Here is an 18,867-nt window from a genome sequence, read left to right as displayed (position 1 = left end):
TCAGACCTCTTCGTCCTCGTCCTCATCCTCCAGATGGGCGATCCGCCCACCCGACTTGGCCGAGGTCACCACACCGAGCGATTTCAGCTTGCGATGCAGCGCCGAGCGCTCCATCCCCACGAAATTCGCCGTGCGTGAGATATTGCCACCGAAACGGTTGATCTGCGTCAGCAGATATTCGCGCTCGAACAGCTCGCGCGCCTCGCGCAGCGGCAGCGTCGCCAGCTGCCCGCCGAGCACGATCCGCCCCTCCTCGCCCGGCGCGCCCTCACCCGGCAGCTCCCGCGCCTCGATCTCGCCGGTGCCTTCACCGAGGATCAGGATCCTCTCCACCACATTGCGCAGCTGCCGGATGTTGCCGGGCCAGTCCATCGTCTGCAGCGCGGCATTGGCCTCCTCGCTCAGCGGGCGCAGCGGCAGACCCTGGGTGCGGTTGAAGATGCCGATGAAATGCTCGGCCAGCAGCGGCACATCCTCGCGCCGGTCGGCCAGCGTGGGCACGGTGATCGGCACCACGTTCAGCCGGTCGAACAGCTCCTGACGGAACCGGCCCGCGGCGATTTCGGCCGCCAGGTCGCGTGTGGTGGAGGAAATCACCCGCAGATCGACCCGCACCTTGTCGTTGCCGCCGACGCGGCTGAACTGCTGCTCCGTCAGCACCCGCAGGATCTTGGACTGGGTGCCCAGCGGCATCTCCGCCACTTCGTCGAAATAGATCACCCCGCCATGGGCCTGCTCCAGCAGGCCCTTTTCGGCGCCGCGCTCCGCGCTTTCGCGGCCAAACAGCACCTCCTCCATCCGCTCGGGCGCGATCGAGGCCGAATTCACCGTCACGAAGGGGGCGGAGGCGCGGTTGGAATGCAGGTGGATATAGCGCGCCGCAGTCTCCTTGCCCGAGCCCGGCTCGCCCGAGAGCATCACCCGGCCGTTGGATTTGGTCACCTTGTCGAGCTGGTCCTTCAGCCTGCGGAACGCCCCCGAGGCGCCCAGCATGTCGCCGGTCTGCAGGTCGCGCCGACGCAGGCTGCTGTTCTCGCGCCGCAGCCGCGCCGTCTCCATCGCCCGGCTGATCACCACCATCAGCTGGTCGATGTTGAACGGCTTCTCGATGAAATCATAGGCGCCCTGCTTGATCGCGGCGACCGCGATCTCGATGTTGCCATGGCCCGAAATGATGATGATCGGAATGTCGGGGTTGTCGCGCTTCACGGTCTTCAGGATGTCGATGCCGTCCATCCGGCTGTCCTTCAGCCAGATATCGAGGATCATCAGTGCCGGCGCCGCGGCATTGATCTGCTCCATGCAGGCATCGGAATTGGCCGCGAGGCGGGTCGCATAGCCTTCGTCCTTGAGGATGTCGGCGATCAGCTCGCGGATGTCCTTTTCGTCGTCGACGATCAGAATGTCACTCATGGTTCGCACTGTCCTTGATGGCCCGCTGGGCCGCCCGGGCCCGCGGCAGTCGGATTTCGGCGAGCGCCCCGCGATGGGCGCCCCCCCCGGTATCGGAGAAGGCGGGCGCGTCGGTCAGAATGAGCGTGCCGCCATGCTCCTCGATGATCTTCTTCACGATGGGCAGGCCGAGGCCGGTGCCCTTCGCCCGCGTCGTCACATAGGGCTCAAACAGCCGCGCCCGGTCTTCGGGCAGGCCGATGCCATTGTCGGCGATGCGGATGGTCACGGCATCGGCCGCGATCTCCATCGCCACCCGCACCTCCGGCACCCAGCCTTCCGGCGCGCCCTTTTCCTGAAGCGATTCAATCGCCTCTCCGGCATTCTTGATCAGGTTGGTGAGCGCCTGCGAAATCATCGTCGCATCCAGCTCCACCACCAGCGGACCCTCCGGCAGGCTCGCCACCAGCCGCGCGCCGTGCAGCGATCCTTCCTGCAGCAGCACCGCATCGCGGGTGAGCCGCACCAGATCGTGGTCGCGCCGGTCGGGCTCCGGCATCCGGGCAAAGCGCGAGAATTCATCGACGATGCGGCGCAGGTCGTTGGTCTGGCGCACGATCACGCCGGTCAGCTGCTCCAGCGTCTCCAGATCCTCGCCGCTCACCATCCGCGCATATTTGCGCTTGATCCGCTCGGCCGAAAGCTGGATCGGCGTCAGCGGGTTCTTGATCTCATGCGCGATCCGGCGGGCCACATCGCCCCAGGCCGCCATCCGCTGCGCCGAGACGAGCTCCGTCACATCGTCGAAGGCAACCACATAGCCCTCACGCGCGCCCTCATCCGTGCGCCGTTCCGTCATCCGCACCAACAGGCTCTCCAGCCGCCCACCGCGCGATATCCGCACCTCTTCTTGAACCACAGGATTAAGACCGTCCTGCAATTTCCGGAAAAGAGACGAAAATTCCGGAACACTCTCGAGAAGCGGGCGGCCCTGGCTCTCGGTACCCGCAAGGTCCAGCAGCCGCACCGCGGAGCGGTTCAGGAAATCGATCCGGCCTTCCGCATCGAGCCCGATCACCCCGGAGGTGACGGAGGAGAGCACGGAATCGAACAGCCGCCGCCGCTCCTCGGTGGTGTGGTGGACGGAGACCAGCGCCTCGCGCTGGCCCTTGAGCTGGCGGGTCATGCGGTTGAACACCGATCCCATCGTGGCGATTTCATCCTCGCCCGTTTCCTCGATGACCTGCACATCCAGATCGCCCGCGCCGACCCGCTCCGCCGCCGATGCCAGCCGCCCGATCGGGCGCGCGAGCCGCTCCGCGAACCACAGCCCGACCCAGACCGCCGCCAGAATCAGGATCAGCGCGAAGCCCACATAGATCAGCCCGAATTCGAACAGCACCCGCCCGCGCGTGCGCTCCAGCTGCTGATACAGGTTCACCGTCTCGCGGGTATCGTCCAGCAGCGACAGAATCTGCCCGTCGACCTTGCGCGACACATAGAGATAGCGGTCCACGAAGGCATCGAGCCGCACCAGCGCGCGCAGCTCCGAATTCGGCCAGTCCTCGATCAGGATGGTGCCGCCCTTCTGCGACTGCACGATCTGCTCGGGGGCGGGTTTTTCATAGTCGAACAGGTAGCTGCGCTCGCCGCGCGCGACGATCTGGCCGGTGCCGTCGATCACATAGGCTTCCTTCAGCCCGCGCTGGATCCGCGCCTGGCCCGCGGCCAGCAGCTCGCGCACATCGCCATCCGACATGAAGGTGGCCGCCTGCCGCTGCAGGTTCAGGAAGGCGCCGAGCGCCTCGGCATCCTGCACGAGGTCGCGCTTGTGCTCCTCCTGATAGGCCTCCGCCGCCCGCAGCGAGGTTTCCAGCACGGAGCGCACCCGGTCGGAAAACCAGCCCTCCATCCCGATATTCACCGTGAGCCCGGCAAAGAGCGCCACCAGAACCGTGGGCACCAGCGCGATCCCGGCAAACACGCCCGTCAACCGGAGCGCGAGCCGCGAGCCCGAGGCCCGCGCCCGCCGCGCCGCCAGCATCTGCATCAGCCGCATCAGGATCAGGCCCGCGAGCAGCAGGAAATAGATGAAATCGGCCAGCAGCACGAGCCGCAGCGCATGCGAATTGCCGCCCTGCGCCAGCGGCCCCATCACGATGAACGTGGCGAGCGCCAAGACCGGCCCCAGCACCGTCAGACCGATGGTCAGGGTGTTCTGCACCTGGCGCTGACGCCGAAGCCGGGCCCATTTGTCCACGGCCGTGCGATGAACCGCTGTCGTCAAGCCTTCCCCCGGTCACTGCGCCGAATCCGATGCGACGGATCCGCAACGCCCTGTGGCCGTTTTACATCAGCTTGCGGCGCCGTGTCACGTGAATATCCAGATCGGTGATCTTCTTGCGCAAGGTATTGCGGTTGATCCCGAGCAGATCGGCACATTTTGCCTGATTGCCGCCGGTGGCATCCAGCGCGATTTCGATCAGCGGCGCCTCCATTTCCTTCAGGATCCGGTCATAAAGGCCGGGGGCCGGAAGGTTGCCGCCATGCAGATCGAAGTAGCGCCGCAGGTGCCGCGCGATCGAGGCGGAGAGTTTCTCGCCCTCGCCACCCGAGCGCAGGGGCTCGATCGCGGGCTGGTTGCCAAGCACGAATTCCACCTCGCCGCGGGTGATCTCTTCCTCGGAGGAGGTCACCACCAGGCGGCGCACGGTGTTCTCCAGCTGGCGCACATTGCCCGGCCAGGCATAGGCCCGCACCAGCGCCAGCGCCTCCGAGGAGAAGCGCCGCACGCCGAGGCCATCGCGCTCCGCGCGGGTGAGGAAATGGTCCGACAGGAGCGGAATGTCCTCCACACGCTCGCGCAATGCGGGTACGGCCAGCGTCACCCCGCCGAGGCGGTAGAACAGGTCCTGGCGGAATTTGCCGGCCTCCATCAGGCTCGAGAGATCGACCTGGGTGGCGGCCATGATCCGCGGCGCGGGGTCTGGCAGCGCATCGAGCATCCGCACGATCCGGCCCTGGGTCTCGTCGTCGTAATCGCCGACCTCGTCGAACACCAGCGAGCCGCCCTTGGCCTTGGTGAGCAGCGCCGATGGCCCCTCCGCGCCCTGCAGATCGGCCGCCTGAGCCACCACGAACGGCAGCGTCCGGCGGTCCGAGAAATCGTGGATCGCCCGCGCGATCAGCGATTTGCCGGTGCCGCTCTCGCCCAGGATCAGCACCGGCAGATCGGCGTTCATCACCCGGGCCACCAGCCTGTACAGCGCCTGCATCGCCGCCGTGCGCCCCACGAGCGGCAGATCGGTGCCCTCGGTGCGCGGCTCCACCACCTTCGGCGTCACCTGCGCCTTGCGCTTCTGCTCCAGCGCGCGCGCGGCGCGCTTCATCAGGTCGGGCAGGTCGAAGGGCTTGGGCAGATAGTCGAAGGCATCGGCCTCCGCGGCCTGGATCGCGGTCATGATCGTGTTCTGCGCCGAAATCACGATCACCGGCAGGCCCGGGCGCTCCTGCGCGATGCGCGGCAGCGCCTCCAGCCCGTTGCCATCGGGCATGATCACGTCGGAAATGACCAGGTCTCCCTTGCCCTCCTCCACCCACCGCATCAGCGTCATCAGCGAGGCCGTGGCATGCACCTTGCAGCCCGCGCGGGTCAGCGCCTGGGTGAGCACGGTGCGGATCGTGCGGTCGTCATCGGCGACAAGTACGGTGCCGTCCATCGGTCATTTCTCCTTGGGGGCGACAGGCAGGGATATGCGGAACACGGTGCGGCCAGGCACGGAATCCACGCTGATCCAGCCGTCATGGTCCGAGATGATCTTGGACACGAGGGCGAGGCCGAGGCCGGTCCCGTTCTCGCGGCCGGAAACGAAGGGTTCGAAGATCGCGCCGGCGATATCGGGCGGAATGCCCGGGCCGTCGTCGATCACCTCCACCTGCAGCGGCAGCGCCTGGCCCTTGCCATCGGCGCGGCGCAGGCGCAGCGAATAATCGTAGAAAGTGCGCAGCCGGATCGTGCCCTCGGCGCCCTTGGTGGCCTCCGAGGCATTCTTCAGCAGGTTCAGGAACACCTGCGTCAGCTGATCGGCATCGCCCAGCGTCGAGGGCAGCGAGGGGTCGTAATCCTCGATGATCACCATATGCGAGCCATAGCCGAACATCGCGGATTTGCGCGCCCGGTCCAGCACGTCGTGAATGTTCACCGGCCGCTTTTCCGGCGGGCGCACATTGCCGAACTGCTCCACCTGCTCGAGCAGCTTCACGATCCGCCGGGTCTCATCGACGATCAGGTCGGTCAGCTCCAGATCCTCGCCCGAAAGGTTCATGCTCAGCAGCTGCGCCGCCCCCGCGATCCCCGCGAGCGGGTTCTTGATCTCATGGGCCAGCATCTCCGCCATGCCGATCGCCGAGCGCGCCGCCGATTTCACCATGCTCGCCCTGCCCAAGCGGTCCGCGAGCTCGCGCGGCAAGATCAGGAACAGCACCGTCATCGGGTCGTCGCCCAAGGGCGCCGCCTGCAGGTTGCACTGCACCGGGGCCTTCTCGCCGGTGGTCACATCGACATCGTTCACGAACAGCGCCGAGCGGTTGCTGCGCACCCGGGCGAAAATCTCTTCCAGCGGCGCGGAAATCACCAGCCGCTCCAGCACGGACTGCCCCTTGATCATCTTGGAGGACAGGTTGAGAAACGCCTCCGCCGCCGGGTTGATCTCGATCACCCGGTCGTCGCCCCCGATCAGCAGCGCGGGCGTGGGCAGCGAACTCCAGATGATACCGGGGGGCGGCAGGTTCATGCGGCCATCCTTTCGGAAAAGGCGGCACGGATCAGACCGAGCGTGGCCTGAGGCGTGGTCGAGGTCATCATCTCGGCGCGCAGGGGGGCGCTGGCCGCATCGGCGTACCAGCCGAGATGCTTGCGCGCGAGGCGCAGGCCCAGCTCGGCGCCGTAGAAAGACAGGATCGCCTCGTAATGCTCCGCCACCAGATCGGCGAGCGGGCCGCGCTGCGGCGCGGGCGTGCCATAGAGCGCATGCGCGATTTCCGCGAGCCGCCAGGGCGCACCCTGCGCCCCGCGCCCGAGCATCACCCCCGCGGCGCCGCTTTCGGCCAGGGCCTGGCGCGCGCAGGCGGCATCGACGATATCGCCATTGACCACCACCGGCACCGAGACCGCGTCGCGCACGGCGCGGATCGCGGCCCAATCGGCGCGGCCGGTATAGAACTGCATCCGCGTGCGGCCGTGGATCACGATCATCTGCACGCCCGCAGCCTCGGCCCGGCGCGCGATCTCGGGCGCGTTCAGGCACTCCGTATCCCAGCCGAGCCGCATCTTCAGCGTCACCGGCACATCGACCGCCGCCGTCACCGCCGCGATCAGCCGCAGCGCATGATCCGGGTCGCGCATCAGCGCCGCGCCCGAATAGCCGCCGGTGACCTTTTTCGCGGGACAGCCCATGTTGATGTCGATGATGCGGGCGCCCATATCGGCCACGATCTTCGCGGCCTCCCCCATCGGCGCGGCCTCGCGCCCGGCGAGCTGCACCGAACAGGGCAGATCGAGGCCCAGCTCCGTACGCGCCTTCGCCCGGACCGAGGGTTTCGCCGTGAGCATCTCGCCCGAGGCCACCATTTCAGACACGACAAGGCCCGCGCCGAAGCGCGCCACGATCCGCCGGAACGGCAGATCGGTGATTCCCGCCATGGGCGCCAGCAGCACCGGCGGGGCAAGGCGCAATGAATCCAGACTGATTGTCACCGGCACTTCCGATCTTGTTTCCCCTCAGCTAGCCATTCGTTACGAGAATCTCAATTGCAGCCCGACATTGATGGCAGCAAAAATCGGCACATGCACAAACTTTCAGCGCTTATTTCCTGTTCACCGCCCGCGCGGCACCCCGCCTCGCGGATTGCGCCCGGGCCGGGCATGCCATAGTCCTTGCCCCGGAAACATGGAGGGAACATGTCGGTCGCGGTGATCATCGTGGCGGCGGGGCGCGGCACCCGGGCGGGGGACGGCGCGCCGAAGCAATGGCGCCTGCTGAACGGGCAGGCGGTGCTGCTGCATACGGTGGCGGCCTTCGCGGGCGTCGGGCGTATTCTCGTGGTGCTGCATCCCGAGGACATGGCCCGCGGTATGGCGCTCCTGGGCGGTACGGTCACGCTCGTTGCGGGCGGCGCGGATCGCGCGGCCTCGGTGCGCGCGGCGCTCGACTGCCTGGAGGGCTCCGACGTGACCCGGGTGCTGATCCACGACGGCGCGCGCCCGCTGGTGCCGGCCGGCGTCATTCAGGCCGTGCTGGCGGCGCTGGAGGAGGGCCCGGCCGCAGCCCCTGCCCTTGCGGTGACGGATGCGCTCTGGACCGGGGCCGATGGTCTGGTGAGCGGCACCCGCGACCGCAGCGGCCTCTACCGCGCCCAGACCCCGCAGGGCTTCCACTTCCCGGCGATTCTGGCCGCGCACCGCGCCCATCCGGGCGGCGCGGCCGATGATGTGGAGGTGGCGCGCGCGGCGGGCCTGCCGGTGCGGATCGTGCCCGGCCATGAGGACAACCTGAAGATCACCTGGCCCGAGGATTTCGCCCGGGCCGGAGCGATCGCCCGAGAGAGGACGAAAATGGATATCCGGACCGGCAACGGCTATGACGTGCATGCCTTCACCGAGGGCGACCATGTGGTGCTGTGCGGCGTGAAAGTGCCGCATGAGCGCGGGCTGCTGGGCCATTCCGATGCCGATGTGGGCATGCATGCGCTCACCGATGCGATCTATGGCGCGCTGGCCGAGGGCGATATCGGGCGGCATTTCCCGCCCTCGGACCCGCAGTGGAAGGGCGCGGCCTCGTGGATCTTCCTCGATCATGCGGTGAAGCTCGCGCAGGCGAAGGGCTACCGCATTTCCAACTGCGATGTCACGCTGGTGTGCGAACAGCCGAAGATCGGGCCGCATGCGCTTGACATGGGGGGGGAGCTTGCGCGCATCATGGGGCTGGCGGCGGACCGGGTCTCGGTCAAAGCGACCACGTCCGAGCGGCTGGGCTTCACCGGCCGCGAGGAAGGCATCGCAGCGCTCGCCACCGTCACCCTGATTGCGGAGTAGCCCCATGAGCGCCCTGGATACCCTGACCGCCGGCAAGGCCATCGCCACCGTCTTCGGCCTGGGCTATCTGCGCCCGGCCTCGGGCACCTGGGCCTCCGCCGCAACCATCGCCCTGGCCTCCGGGCTGCATCTGCTGGGCGGCTTCCCGCTGGTCGCGCTGGCCACCGTGCTGGCGACCGCACTCGGCTTCTGGGCCTGCGCCGACATGCTGCGCGGGCTTGCCGATCACGACCCTTCGGAGGTGGTGATCGACGAGGTCGCGGGGCAGCTGCTGGCCTTCTGCGCCACCTCGTACGGGCTCTGGCATGCGGGTGTCACCAGCCTGCCCTGGCCCGCCTGGCTCGTGCCCTTCGTGCTGTTTCGTCTGTTTGATATCTGGAAGCCCTGGCTCGTCGGCTGGGCCGACCGCCACGATGGCCCGGCCTGGGTGATGCTCGACGATCTGTTCGCGGGCCTGTTCGCAGCCATCGTTTCGGTGGCGCTGGCGGGGCTCTATCACGGAGTGCTGGCGCGATGACGGTGACACAGATCCTTGCCGCGGCCCGCGCCCGCGGCTGGCGCATCGCCACCGCCGAAAGCTGCACCGGCGGCATGGTCGCGGCCGCACTGACCGATATTGCGGGCAGCTCGGACGTGTTCGAGCGCGGCTTCATCACCTATTCGAACCTCGCCAAACGGCAGATGATCGGCGTGCGCACCGCGAGCCTGACCGACTTTGGCGCGGTATCCGAGGAGGTCGCGCGCGAGATGGCCGAAGGCGCGCTCGTGGCCTCGGATACGCATCTCGCGGTCTCGGTCACGGGCATCGCAGGCCCGGGTGGATCGGAGTTCAAACCCGAAGGCCGGGTCTGCTTCGGCCTCGCGATTCAGGGCCGCCCGACCTTCACCGAAACGGTGGAATTCGGCGCGCTCGGGCGCGAACGGGTGCGCATTGCCGCCCGCGACCATGCGCTGGCGCTTCTGGCCCGCGCGCTTCAGCCGTAGAGCGTCTGCGCGCGGTCCTCGAAGGCCTTAACGATCCGCTTCATCGCCTGATCGAACACCACCCCGATCACGCCTTGCAGGATCGCGTTCTTGAATTCGAAATCCACGAAGAAATCCACATCGCAGCCGCCCTCGGGGCGGTCGCGGAACTGCCACCAGCTGCGCAGGTACTTGAACGGCCCGTCGAGGTATTCGGTATCCACCCGGTTGATCGCCGGAAACAGCGTCACGCGCGAGCCGAACCGCTCGCGGAACACCTTGAAAGAAATCACCAGATCCGCCTCCAGGATCTCCGAGTCCGGCTCCGGCCCGGGGCGGCGCGCGCGAATCCGGGCGGCCGAATTCCAGGGCAGGAACTGCGGATATTTCGCCACATCCGCCACCAGCTCGAACATCTGCCGGGCGGAATAGGGCATCACCCGCTTTTCGGTGTGGGTCGGCATCGGTCCCCCGTGGTCTGCCCGGTTTGCATCCCCCCCTTGTTGCGCTAAAGCATCGGGGGAATGCAAGGGCCGAACCCGCGGGAGAAGAAGATGCCGTGCACCACAGACGGACGTTCCTATGAAATCAGCCAGATGATCTCGGCCAAGCGCATCGCGGCGCGGGTGGAGCAGCTCGGCGCCGAAATTTCGGAGAGCTTTGCGGGCACCGACCGGCTGGTGGTGATCGGGCTGCTGCGCGGCTCCTTCGTGTTCATCGCCGACCTGATCCGCGAGATCAACGTGCCCTGCGAGGTGGATTTCCTCGAAGCCTCCAGCTATGGCAACGAGGTGAATTCCTCGCGCGAGGTGCGGATCCTGAAGGACCTGCGCGGCAATATCGGCGGGCGCGATGTGCTGGTGGTGGAGGATATCGTCGATACCGGCCACACGATTTCCAAGGTGATGGAGCTGCTCGGCCAGCGCGGGCCGCGCCGGATCGAATGCTGCGCCATGCTCGACAAACCCTCGCGCCGCGAGGTGCCGGTGCAGGCGACCTGGACCGGATTCGAGATCCCCGACAAGTTCGTCGTGGGCTACGGGCTGGATTTCGCGCAGAACCACCGCAACCTGCCCTTCATCGGTACGGTCGCCTTCGGCGAATGAGCCCGCTGTGGCTCCTGCGGATGGCGCAATGGCTGCGCCACCCGCCCTCGCGCCGCACGGTGCTGATCGGCGCGGTGGTGCTGGGGGCGGCGCTCGCTGTGGTGGCGGTGGAGAAGGCCGGGCTCTGGCCCGACTGGGCGCGGGTGGAGCGCGTCAGGCGCTGATCACTCGCCCTCGCCCGCGAGCAGCGGCTCGATCTGATTGGCCACGACCTCTTCCGTCAGCGGCCCGGCAAAGCGCAGAAGCACCCGCCCGTCGCCATCCACCACGAAGGTCTCGGGCACGCCATAGACGCCCCAATCCGTCGCCATCTTGCCCTGGGCATCGGCGCCCGCCTTGGCGAAGGGATTGCCCATCTCGGCCAGGAATCCCAGGGCCTTTTCCGGGTTGTCCTTGTAGTTCACCCCGAAAATCTCGATGCCGTCATCGGCCAAGGATTCCAGCTGCGGATGCTCCACCCGGCAGGGCGCGCACCAGGAGGCCCAGAAATTCACCAGCTTGATCTGGCCGTCGCGCAGATCGGCCTGGGTGAAGGGCGCATTGTCGCCCAGCTGCGCCAGCGCCACCTGCGGCGCCTCCTTGCCGACGAAGGCCGAGGGCAGCTGCTCCGGGTCTTGCCGCTGCATCCCCCACCAGAACAGCGCAGCCATCCCCGCGAATGCCAGCGGCGGCAACAGAACCAAGGGCTTAACCATTCTTCCTCATCCGCTCTTCTTGCGCCTTCAGCGCGCGTTTCACCTCGGCCCCGCGCCAGAGCGACACCGCCACCAGCCCCGCCAGAAGCGCGATCGTCGCCCCGAAGGAGGCCAGCACCGTGAGCGCGTGTTTTCCCAGCTCCGGCATCATGCCATCCGCTCCCTCTGCTCCAGCGCCTTCAGCCGCCGCAGCCGGATTTCCGTCCGGGTACGCAGCAGCACCAGCGCGATGAAGAACAGGATGAACCCGGCCATGCACAGGAGCAACGGGAACCAGTACACATCTGCGATATGTTCGGCCTTGTCCATGCTCAGCGTGGCGCCCTGATGCAGGCCCTGGTTCCAGAAATTCACCGCATAGCGGCTGAGCAGCGCGAAGACCGAACCCACCAGGCACAGCACCGAAGTCAGATCTGCCGCCGTATCGGCATTCTCGATCGCCGACCACAGCGCCATATAGCCCAGGTAGAACAGGAACAGGATCAGGAACGAGGTCAGCCGCGGATCCCATTCCCACCAGGTGCCCCACATCGGCTGGCCCCAGACCGCGCCGGTGATGAGCGCGATCAGCGTCATCACCGCGCCGATGGGCGCGGCTGCCTTCGCTGCCAGCGCACTGACATGATGGCGCCGGATCAGCCAGATCAGCGAGGTGACAAGCATCATCACCCAGATGTTGATCGCCATCATCGCCGAGGGCACATGGACATAGATCACCTTCACCGAAGAGCCGAAATTCTCGGCCTCCGGGGTCAGGAAAAAGCCCCAGAAGAGGCCGCCCACAAGGCTCAGGCCCGCAAGCGCGCTGGCCCAGGGCAGGATCCGGCCCGAGGTCTGCATGAACTTGACGGGGTTGGCATATTCCCAGATCGACATGGCTTCTGGCTACCTTTCGGGGGCGTTTGGCTCAAGATGGCTGAAGGTCGCATGCGCGCGCGGGCTGCTCATGACTGCCTCAGGTTCACGCGGATCGCGGCGGCCGAAGCGAAGGGCACGAGCGCGATGGTGGCGGCGGTAATGCCGCCCAGCATCATCAGCGGCACCTGCGTGGCCATCCCGGCCGCACCGCGTCGCACGAGTTCGGCGCCGAAGATCAGCGTCGGCACATAGAGCGGCAGCACGAGGAGCGAAAGCAGGAGCCCGCCGCGGCGCAGCCCCACCGTCAGCGCCGCGCCGAAAGCGCCCATCACCGAAAGCGCGGGCGTGCCCAGCAGGAGCGACAGCACCAGCCAGCCATAGGCCGCCGTGGGCAGATGCAGCAAGTTCGCCAGCACGGGCGCGGCGAGCACCAGCGGCAGGCCGGTGGTGATCCAATGCGCCAGCGCCTTCACCGCCACCACCCCCTCCATCGGCACCGGCGCGGTGGCGAGAAGGTCGAGCGAGCCGTCCTCGAAATCCAGCGCGAAGATGCGGTCGAGCGACAGCAGGCAGGCAAGCAGCGCCCCGAGCCAGAGGATCCCAGGCGCGATACGCGCGAGCACGCCCCCCTCCGGGCCGACGCCGAAGGGCACCAGCGTCACCACGATCAGGAAGAAGGCAAGCCCGAGGCCGAAGCCGCCCCCCGCCCGCACCGCGAGCCGAAGGTCGCGCAGGAGGAGCGCGATCATGAGAAGGCCTCCCCGAAGCCCGCATCGAACCCGCCCGACAGCGCGTCCTGCGGTGGGCGGGCGCGGAAGGGCGCGAGATCCAGCACCTGCGCCTCGGGCAGGCCGAGGTCGATATGCGTGGCGATCACGGCCGCCCCGCCCGCGGCCAGGTGCGCGCGCACCACCTCGCCAAAGAGCGCGACCGAGTCCACATCGAGCGAAACGGTCGGCTCATCCAGCACCCAGACCGGGCGCCCGGTGACGAGAAGCCGCGCGAGGCCGAGGCGCCGCTTCTGCCCGGCGGAAAGGCTCGACGCCGGGCGGCCAGCCAGTGCCGTGAGGTTCATCCGCGCCATGGCATCGCCGATGCTGCGGCCATGCATCGCGGCCCAGAACCGCAGGTTCTCGGCCACGCTGAGCGCGCCCTTCAGCCCATCGGCATGGGCGGCATAGGCGATCTGGTCGGGCGCGGCCTCCAGCCGGCCCGCGGCCGGGGGCTGCAGCCCCGCGAGCGTGCGCAGCAGTGTCGTCTTGCCAATGCCATTCGGGCCGCGCAGCACAAGCGCCGCGCCGGGCGCGAGCGCGAAGCTCACCCCTTCCAGCACGGGCAGGCCCCCGCGCGTCACGGTCAGATCATGAACGGCCAGCAAGGTCATGGAGCGAGCCTTAGCCGATCCCGCGCCCGCACGGAAGCCTCACGCGGCGGCGGGTATCGGAAGGAGCGCCGCCGCCACCCGGCGGCCCTCGCTCAGGAGCACGTTGTAGGTGCGCGCGGCGGAGGGGGTGGACATCGCCTCCACCATCACCCCCGCGGCTTCCAGGAGCTGCACGAAGGGTTTCGGCAGATAGGCGATCTGGGCGCCGGTGCCGACGAAGAGGATATCCACCCGCCCCGCGAGCGCGAGGAGCGGCGCCGGATCCTCATAGCCCGCCCAGGGAGCGACGGCCTCGGCATGGACCACGATCCCGCCCTGATACACCGCGCCTCCGACCCGGAAGAACCCCGGGCCGTAGCCATCTACCGGCAGGGTGGCGCCGAATTCAGCCGCGTTGATCGGCATCGGCCACCTCGACCTTGTCTCCGAACAGCTTGGCCGAAGGATCGACCTTCTTCTTGTTGCGGTCCAGCCCCAGCATCAGCACGATGTTCTTGGAGATGAAGATCGACGAATAGGTACCCACGAACACACCCCAGACCATGGCAAAGACGAAGCCGCGGATCACATCGCCACCCCAGATGAGGAGCGGAATGAGCGCAAGCAGCGTGGTCATGCTGGTGGCGATGGTGCGCGAGAGCGTCTCGTTGACGGAGAGGTTCATCACCTCGCGCAGGGGCATGGTCTTGAATTTCGCGAGGTTCTCGCGGAGGCGGTCGAACACCACAACCTTGTCGTTGACCGAATAGCCGAGTATCGTGAGCAGCGCCGCCACGATGGAAAGGTCGAACTTGATCTGGAAGGCCACGAACAGGCCCACCGTCAGGAACAGGTCATGCAGAAGGCCCACGACGGTACCGAGCGCGAACTGCCATTCGAACCGGACCCAGATATAGATCATGATGCCGACGATGGTCGCCAGCGCGGACCAGACCGCCGTCCAGATCAGCTCGCCCGAGACCTTCGGCCCGACCGATTCCGTGGAGACGATCTTCACCGCCGGGTCGATCGCCTTCAGCGCCTCACCGACCTTGGAAATGCCGGTTTCGTCCATCGCGGCCGGGCCTTCTCCCTGGGCCTGGATCCGGATCGAGGCCACATGCTGATCCGCGCGGAACGAGGGATCGAAGACCTCGGAGATCAGCACGTCGCCCAGATGCAGCCCGTCCAGCGCGGCGCGATAAGCATCAATGCGCAGTGGCTGCGTGGTTTCGGTGCGGATCGTGGTGCCGCCCTTGAAGTCGATGCCGAAGCTCAGCCCCGGCCAGAACAGCGCGCCCACCGAAATCACGGTGAGGACAATGGCGGCCCAGAAGGTCAGCCACTGATGCTTGAAGAAGTCCCATTCGGTATGGGTCGGAACGAGTTTGAGACGGAAAGCCATGGGTTGCGCTCCTCACACCACGATCGTCTTCGGTCGCCGCCAGGCGTACCATTCGGCGATGATCAGCCGCACCAGCCAGAGCGCGGTGAAGATCGAGGCGACGATCCCGATCAGCAGCGTCACGGCGAAGCCGCGCACCGGCCCCGCCCCCAGCACGAACAGGATCATGCCGACCATGAAATGGGTGACGTTCGCATCGACGATCGCCGACATCGCCTTGTCATAGCCGATATCGAAGGCCCGCACCGGGGCGATCCCGCGGCGGAGTTCCTCGCGCACGCGCTCGAAGATCAGCACGTTGGCATCGACCGCGGTGCCCATGGTGAGCACGATCCCGGCGATGCCTGGCATCGTCAGCGTGGCGCCGATGAGCGACATGAAGGCGATGATGAAGATGACGTTGATCGCCAGCGCCACCGAGGCGAAGAAGCCGAAAAGCCCATAGGAGGCGATCATGAACACCACCACGGCAGCAAAGCCGATCGCCGAGGCGATCATGCCGGCCTGGATCGAATCCGCGCCGAGCTCCGGGCCGATGGTGCGTTCTTCGAGGAAGGTCATGCCCGCAGGCAGCGCGCCCGCGCGCAGCAGGAGCGCGAGATCCGTCGCCTGCTGCACCGAGAAGCGGCCGGTGATGACGCCCGAGCCGCCGGCGATATGGGTCTGGATCACCGGGGCGGAGATCACCTTGCCATCGAGCACGATGGCGAAGGGCTCGCCGATATGGTTCGCGGTATAGTCGCCGAAGGCGCGCGCGCCGGTCGCATTGAAACGGAAGGCAACGGCGGGCATGCCGTTCTGGTCGCTGTCGGGGCGGGCGTCGGTCAGCTCGTCGCCGGTCACGACCGGCAGGCTGTCGAGGATGTAGAACGCGGTCTTGTCGTTCGCGTCGGGCAGGATTTCCTGCCCGGGGCCGGGGCGCTGCTCGGCCGAGGCCGCGCGGCCCACCACCTGATGGAAGGTCAGCTTCGCCGTGGTGCCGATCAGGCCCTTCAGCTCCGCCGCCGAGCCGATGCCCGGCACTTCGATCAGGATCCGGTCCGCGCCCTGGCGCATGATCGTGGGTTCGCGGGTACCGGCCGCATCGACCCGGCGGCGCACGATCTCCAGCGATTGCTGCATGGTGCGGTCGTCGGTCGCGGTCTGTTCGGCCGCGCTGAGCTTCACGGTGAGGGTATCGCCGGTGCCGGTGACCTCGATGTCGCTCGAGCCCACCCCGGTCATGGAGACCACGGGGCGCGCCAGCGCCCGGGCCACCTCGACCGCGCGGGCGATCTGATCGGCATTGCCGATCTGGATCTTCAGCACGTCGGGGGTGGAGGGCACGCGGCGGATCGAACCGATCACCTGGCGCTCATCGGCCAGCGCCTTGCGCAGCTCCGGCCAGAGGCCATCCATCCGCGCCTTGTATACTTCGGCCAGATGCACTTCGGCGAGCAGATGCGCGCCGCCCCGCACGTCGAGCCCGAGGTTCACCAGCCCCGAGGGCATCCAGGCGGGCCAGCCCGCCATGGCAGCAGATTGCGCGTCCGTCACCGCGCCATCGCGTTCCAGCACCGTGACCGCGTCATTATGCGCCTCGACACGATTGTAGAACAGGTTGGGCACGCCGAGGGCGAAGCCCGCAAGGCACAGCCCGATGACGAGGATGCGCTTCCAGAGCGGAAAATGCTGCATGGCGGGGGCGCCTTCTTATTCGGCCGAAGCCGCCGGCTCGGTCTTGGACATGACGGTGGTGATCGAGGATTTCACCACCCGGACCTTCACGCCCGCCGCGATCTCGACCTCGACCTCGCCGCCTTCCTTCACGTTCGTCACCTTGCCGATGATGCCGCCCTGGGTGACGACCTGATCGCCCCGGCGCAGCGCCTCGACCATGGAGCGATGCTCCTTCACCTTCTTCTGCTGCGGACGGATCAGCAGGAAATACATGATCACGAAGATCAGGATCAGCGGCAGGAACTGGCCGAAGGCGGCCATGCCACCGGCGGCGGCACCGGCATCCTGGGCGAAGGCGGGGGTCACGAACATCGTCTGGTCCTCTCGTTGGGGCCTTTGGGGGATACCCCCGATTATCGGCGCGCACCCTATCCGCGCCCCCAGGTGATGGCAAGGCGCGATGGCCCGCCTCACGCAGGGTTCACAGCGGCAGCGCGCGCTCCACCAGCCGGGCGAAGAAACTGGCCCCGATCGGGGCCGCCTCGTCGTTGAAATCATAGGCCGGGTGATGCAGCCCCTCGCCCGGCCCGATGCCGATGAACAGGAAGGCGCCGGGGCGGGCCTGCAGCATGTAGGAGAAATCCTCCGCGCCCATGTCGCGCTCGACATCATCCTCCACTGCGGCGGGCCCGGCGATCTCGCGCGCGACTTCGGCCGCGAAGGCGGCGCGGGCGGGGTTGTTCACCGTGGGCGGGTAGCCGCGCTCATAGGTCACCTCCGCCTGCACCCCGAAGGCCGCCGCCTGCCCGGCGACAATGGCGCGGAACCGCGCCTCGGCCAGATCGCGGATCTCCGGATCGAAGGTGCGGATGGTGGCGGCGAACCAGCCGCTCTCGGGGATGATGTTGTTCGCGGTGCCCACGTGGATTTCCGTGACCGAGACCACCAGCTGATCCAGCGCCGAGACATTGCGGCTCACGATCGTCTGCAGCGCCTGCACCATGCCCACGATCGCCACCACCGGATCGGTGCAAGCCTGCGGCGTGGCGCCATGGCCACCCTTGCCGGTGACGGTGACCCAGGCGGTATCCACCGCCGCCATCAGGGGCCCCGGCGCCGTCTGGAAGGCGCCGAGCGGCAGGTTCGGCGCATTGTGCATGCCATAGACCTGGCTGATGCCGAAGCGCTCCATGATGCCGGCCTTCACCATCGCCTCGCCGCCGCCGCCCTCTTCCTCCGCGGGCTGGAAGATCAGCGCCACCGTGCCCGCGAAATTGCGCGTCTCGGCCAGGTATTTCGCGGCGCCGAGCAGCATGGTCATGTGCCCGTCATGGCCGCAGGCATGCATCCGCCCAGGGGTTTCCGAAGCATAGTCCTTGCCGGTCAGCTCCGTGATCGGCAGCGCGTCCATGTCGGAGCGCAGCCCGATCACCGGGCCGGGCGCATTGCCCCGGATCAGCGCGACGATGCCCGAGGTGGCAATCCCCTCATGCAGCTCATCGACGCCGAAGCTGCGCAGCCGTTCGGCCACGAAAGCCGCCGTTTGCGGCAGATCGAACTCCAGCTCCGGATGCCGGTGCAGCCAGCGGCGCCATTCGGCCATTTCGGGGGCGAAGGCGGCAATGCGGTTCAGGACGGGCATGGTGGACTCTGCGGTTCAGGAGGGGTTAGACACTCTTGCCCCCGAAATGCGCGCGGGCACAAGAGCAGATATGGAGGCACAGATGGCCGATCCGACCGATCCGGGACTGTTCGACGACACGGGCGATGCGGGGGCGCAGATGCGCAGGCTCGCCGCGATCATGGCCTGCCTGCGCAATCCGGCGTGCGGCTGCCCCTGGGATATCGAGCAGGATTTCGCGACCATCGCGCCCTATACGATCGAGGAGGCGCATGAGGTCGCCGATGCGATCGAACGGCAGGCCTGGGGCGAGCTGCCCGGTGAGCTGGGAGATCTGGCGCTGCAGGTGGTCTATCACGCGCAGATGGCGGCGGAGGGCGGGCTGTTCGACCTGACCGACGTGCTGCGCGGGATCTGCGCCAAGATGATCGCGCGGCATCCGCATGTGTTCGGCACCGAGAGCCGCGACAAGAGCGCCGCCGAGCAGGTGGCAGACTGGGAGCGGATCAAGGCGGCCGAGCGCGCGGGCCGGGCCGAAAAGGGCGTGCTCGACGGGGTGGCGATGGGGCTGCCTGCGCTCACCCGGGCGCTGAAGCTGCAAAAGCGCGCGGCGCGGGTGGGCTTCGACTGGCCCTCCTCGCGCGAAGTGCTGGCCAAGATCGTCGAGGAGGCGGAGGAGCTGGAAGAGGCGCGCGATCTCCTCGGGCCCGAG

General features: G+C 67.5%; 22 protein-coding genes. 6 read left to right on the top strand and 16 right to left on the bottom strand.

What is annotated here, in order from left to right:
- The 5 genes from ACOMG5_RS10260 to dusB form a co-directional block, all read right to left on the bottom strand.
- Positions 1-1,413: a sigma-54-dependent transcriptional regulator gene (locus tag ACOMG5_RS10260; RefSeq protein ID WP_420343705.1), complete on the bottom strand. Its 1,413-nt coding sequence runs from the start codon at positions 1,411-1,413 to the stop codon at positions 1-3.
- Positions 1,406-3,679, bottom strand: a complete 2,274-nt coding sequence (locus ACOMG5_RS10255; protein ID WP_420343704.1) for an ATP-binding protein — start codon at positions 3,677-3,679, stop codon at positions 1,406-1,408. The genes ACOMG5_RS10260 and ACOMG5_RS10255 overlap by 8 nt, the downstream gene beginning before the upstream one ends.
- 61 nt (positions 3,680-3,740) lie before the next feature.
- Positions 3,741-5,111 carry a response regulator gene (locus ACOMG5_RS10250; RefSeq protein WP_420343703.1) on the bottom strand — a complete coding sequence of 457 codons (1,371 nt, stop codon included), beginning with the start codon at positions 5,109-5,111 and terminating at the stop codon, positions 3,741-3,743.
- A gap of 3 nt (positions 5,112-5,114) precedes the next feature.
- Positions 5,115-6,185, bottom strand: a complete 1,071-nt coding sequence (locus tag ACOMG5_RS10245; protein WP_420343702.1) for a two-component system sensor histidine kinase NtrB — start codon at positions 6,183-6,185, stop codon at positions 5,115-5,117.
- Positions 6,182-7,147: a tRNA dihydrouridine synthase DusB gene (gene dusB, locus ACOMG5_RS10240; protein ID WP_420343701.1), complete on the bottom strand. Its 966-nt coding sequence runs from the start codon at positions 7,145-7,147 to the stop codon at positions 6,182-6,184. Before dusB ends, ACOMG5_RS10245 begins: the two co-directional genes overlap by 4 nt.
- 204 nt (positions 7,148-7,351) lie before the next feature.
- On the opposite strand from dusB, the gene ACOMG5_RS10235 reads away from it, so the two are divergent.
- Genes ACOMG5_RS10235 through ACOMG5_RS10225 form a run of 3 tightly spaced genes read left to right on the top strand, consistent with a single transcriptional unit; the run spans position 7,352 to position 9,469 of the window.
- Complete coding sequence (locus tag ACOMG5_RS10235) at positions 7,352-8,485, top strand: bifunctional 2-C-methyl-D-erythritol 4-phosphate cytidylyltransferase/2-C-methyl-D-erythritol 2,4-cyclodiphosphate synthase (protein ID WP_420343700.1); 1,134 nt, start codon at positions 7,352-7,354, stop codon at positions 8,483-8,485.
- Positions 8,486-8,489: 4 nt separating this feature from the next.
- The gene (locus ACOMG5_RS10230) at positions 8,490-9,002 is read left to right on the top strand and encodes a phosphatidylglycerophosphatase A (protein WP_420343699.1); all 513 of its coding nucleotides are present in this window, start codon (positions 8,490-8,492) and stop codon (positions 9,000-9,002) included.
- Positions 8,999-9,469, top strand: a complete 471-nt coding sequence (locus ACOMG5_RS10225; RefSeq protein ID WP_420343698.1) for a CinA family protein — start codon at positions 8,999-9,001, stop codon at positions 9,467-9,469. The genes ACOMG5_RS10230 and ACOMG5_RS10225 overlap by 4 nt, the downstream gene beginning before the upstream one ends.
- On the opposite strand, the gene ACOMG5_RS10220 is transcribed toward ACOMG5_RS10225, so the two are convergent.
- Positions 9,460-9,912: a type II toxin-antitoxin system RatA family toxin gene (locus ACOMG5_RS10220; protein WP_420343697.1), complete on the bottom strand. Its 453-nt coding sequence runs from the start codon at positions 9,910-9,912 to the stop codon at positions 9,460-9,462. The two genes, ACOMG5_RS10225 and ACOMG5_RS10220, sit on opposite strands and share 10 nt — an antisense overlap.
- A gap of 90 nt (positions 9,913-10,002) precedes the next feature.
- On the opposite strand from ACOMG5_RS10220, the gene hpt reads away from it, so the two are divergent.
- Positions 10,003-10,554, top strand: a complete 552-nt coding sequence (hpt, locus tag ACOMG5_RS10215) for a hypoxanthine phosphoribosyltransferase (RefSeq protein ID WP_420343696.1) — start codon at positions 10,003-10,005, stop codon at positions 10,552-10,554.
- Positions 10,551-10,718: a hypothetical protein gene (locus ACOMG5_RS10210; protein ID WP_420343695.1), complete on the top strand. Its 168-nt coding sequence runs from the start codon at positions 10,551-10,553 to the stop codon at positions 10,716-10,718. Before hpt ends, ACOMG5_RS10210 begins: the two co-directional genes overlap by 4 nt.
- On the opposite strand, the gene ACOMG5_RS10205 is transcribed toward ACOMG5_RS10210, so the two are convergent.
- From ACOMG5_RS10205 to ACOMG5_RS10160, 10 genes are all read right to left on the bottom strand, one after another.
- Positions 10,719-11,249 (bottom strand): DsbE family thiol:disulfide interchange protein, encoded by a 531-nt coding sequence (locus ACOMG5_RS10205; protein WP_420343694.1) that lies wholly within the window; start codon positions 11,247-11,249, stop codon positions 10,719-10,721.
- Positions 11,242-11,397: a heme exporter protein CcmD gene (gene ccmD, locus ACOMG5_RS10200; RefSeq protein WP_420343693.1), complete on the bottom strand. Its 156-nt coding sequence runs from the start codon at positions 11,395-11,397 to the stop codon at positions 11,242-11,244. Before ccmD ends, ACOMG5_RS10205 begins: the two co-directional genes overlap by 8 nt.
- On the bottom strand, positions 11,397-12,125 hold the full coding sequence (locus ACOMG5_RS10195; protein WP_420343692.1) for a heme ABC transporter permease: 729 nt from the start codon (positions 12,123-12,125) through the stop codon (positions 11,397-11,399). The genes ccmD and ACOMG5_RS10195 overlap by 1 nt, the downstream gene beginning before the upstream one ends.
- Before the next feature lie 68 nt (positions 12,126-12,193).
- The gene (ccmB, locus tag ACOMG5_RS10190) at positions 12,194-12,856 is read right to left on the bottom strand and encodes a heme exporter protein CcmB (RefSeq protein ID WP_420343691.1); all 663 of its coding nucleotides are present in this window, start codon (positions 12,854-12,856) and stop codon (positions 12,194-12,196) included.
- Entirely contained in the window at positions 12,853-13,491 is a 639-nt protein-coding gene (ccmA, locus tag ACOMG5_RS10185) for a heme ABC exporter ATP-binding protein CcmA (RefSeq protein WP_420343690.1), read from the bottom strand. Before ccmA ends, ccmB begins: the two co-directional genes overlap by 4 nt.
- Positions 13,492-13,530: 39 nt before the next feature.
- The gene (locus ACOMG5_RS10180) at positions 13,531-13,896 is read right to left on the bottom strand and encodes an Mth938-like domain-containing protein (RefSeq protein WP_420343689.1); all 366 of its coding nucleotides are present in this window, start codon (positions 13,894-13,896) and stop codon (positions 13,531-13,533) included.
- Complete coding sequence (secF, locus tag ACOMG5_RS10175; RefSeq protein WP_420343688.1) at positions 13,877-14,875, bottom strand: protein translocase subunit SecF; 999 nt, start codon at positions 14,873-14,875, stop codon at positions 13,877-13,879. The genes ACOMG5_RS10180 and secF overlap by 20 nt, the downstream gene beginning before the upstream one ends.
- A gap of 12 nt (positions 14,876-14,887) precedes the next feature.
- Complete coding sequence (secD, locus tag ACOMG5_RS10170; RefSeq protein WP_420343687.1) at positions 14,888-16,552, bottom strand: protein translocase subunit SecD; 1,665 nt, start codon at positions 16,550-16,552, stop codon at positions 14,888-14,890.
- A gap of 15 nt (positions 16,553-16,567) precedes the next feature.
- Positions 16,568-16,906, bottom strand: a complete 339-nt coding sequence (gene yajC / locus ACOMG5_RS10165; RefSeq protein WP_420343686.1) for a preprotein translocase subunit YajC — start codon at positions 16,904-16,906, stop codon at positions 16,568-16,570.
- A 109-nt stretch (positions 16,907-17,015) separates the two neighbouring features.
- Positions 17,016-18,176 carry a M20 aminoacylase family protein gene (locus ACOMG5_RS10160; RefSeq protein WP_420343685.1) on the bottom strand — a complete coding sequence of 387 codons (1,161 nt, stop codon included), beginning with the start codon at positions 18,174-18,176 and terminating at the stop codon, positions 17,016-17,018.
- 139 nt (positions 18,177-18,315) lie between these two features.
- Here ACOMG5_RS10160 and mazG point away from each other — a divergent pair.
- Positions 18,316-18,867: nucleoside triphosphate pyrophosphohydrolase (gene mazG / locus ACOMG5_RS10155; protein ID WP_420343741.1), on the top strand; the 552-nt coding region annotated here is incomplete at its 3' end.

It is taken from the genome of Paenirhodobacter sp., assembly GCF_041916475.1.
Lineage (GTDB): Bacteria > Pseudomonadota > Alphaproteobacteria > Rhodobacterales > Rhodobacteraceae > Rhodobacter.
Note: the sequence above shows the minus strand (reverse complement) of the source record. Positions and strands in the feature narration are given on the sequence as shown.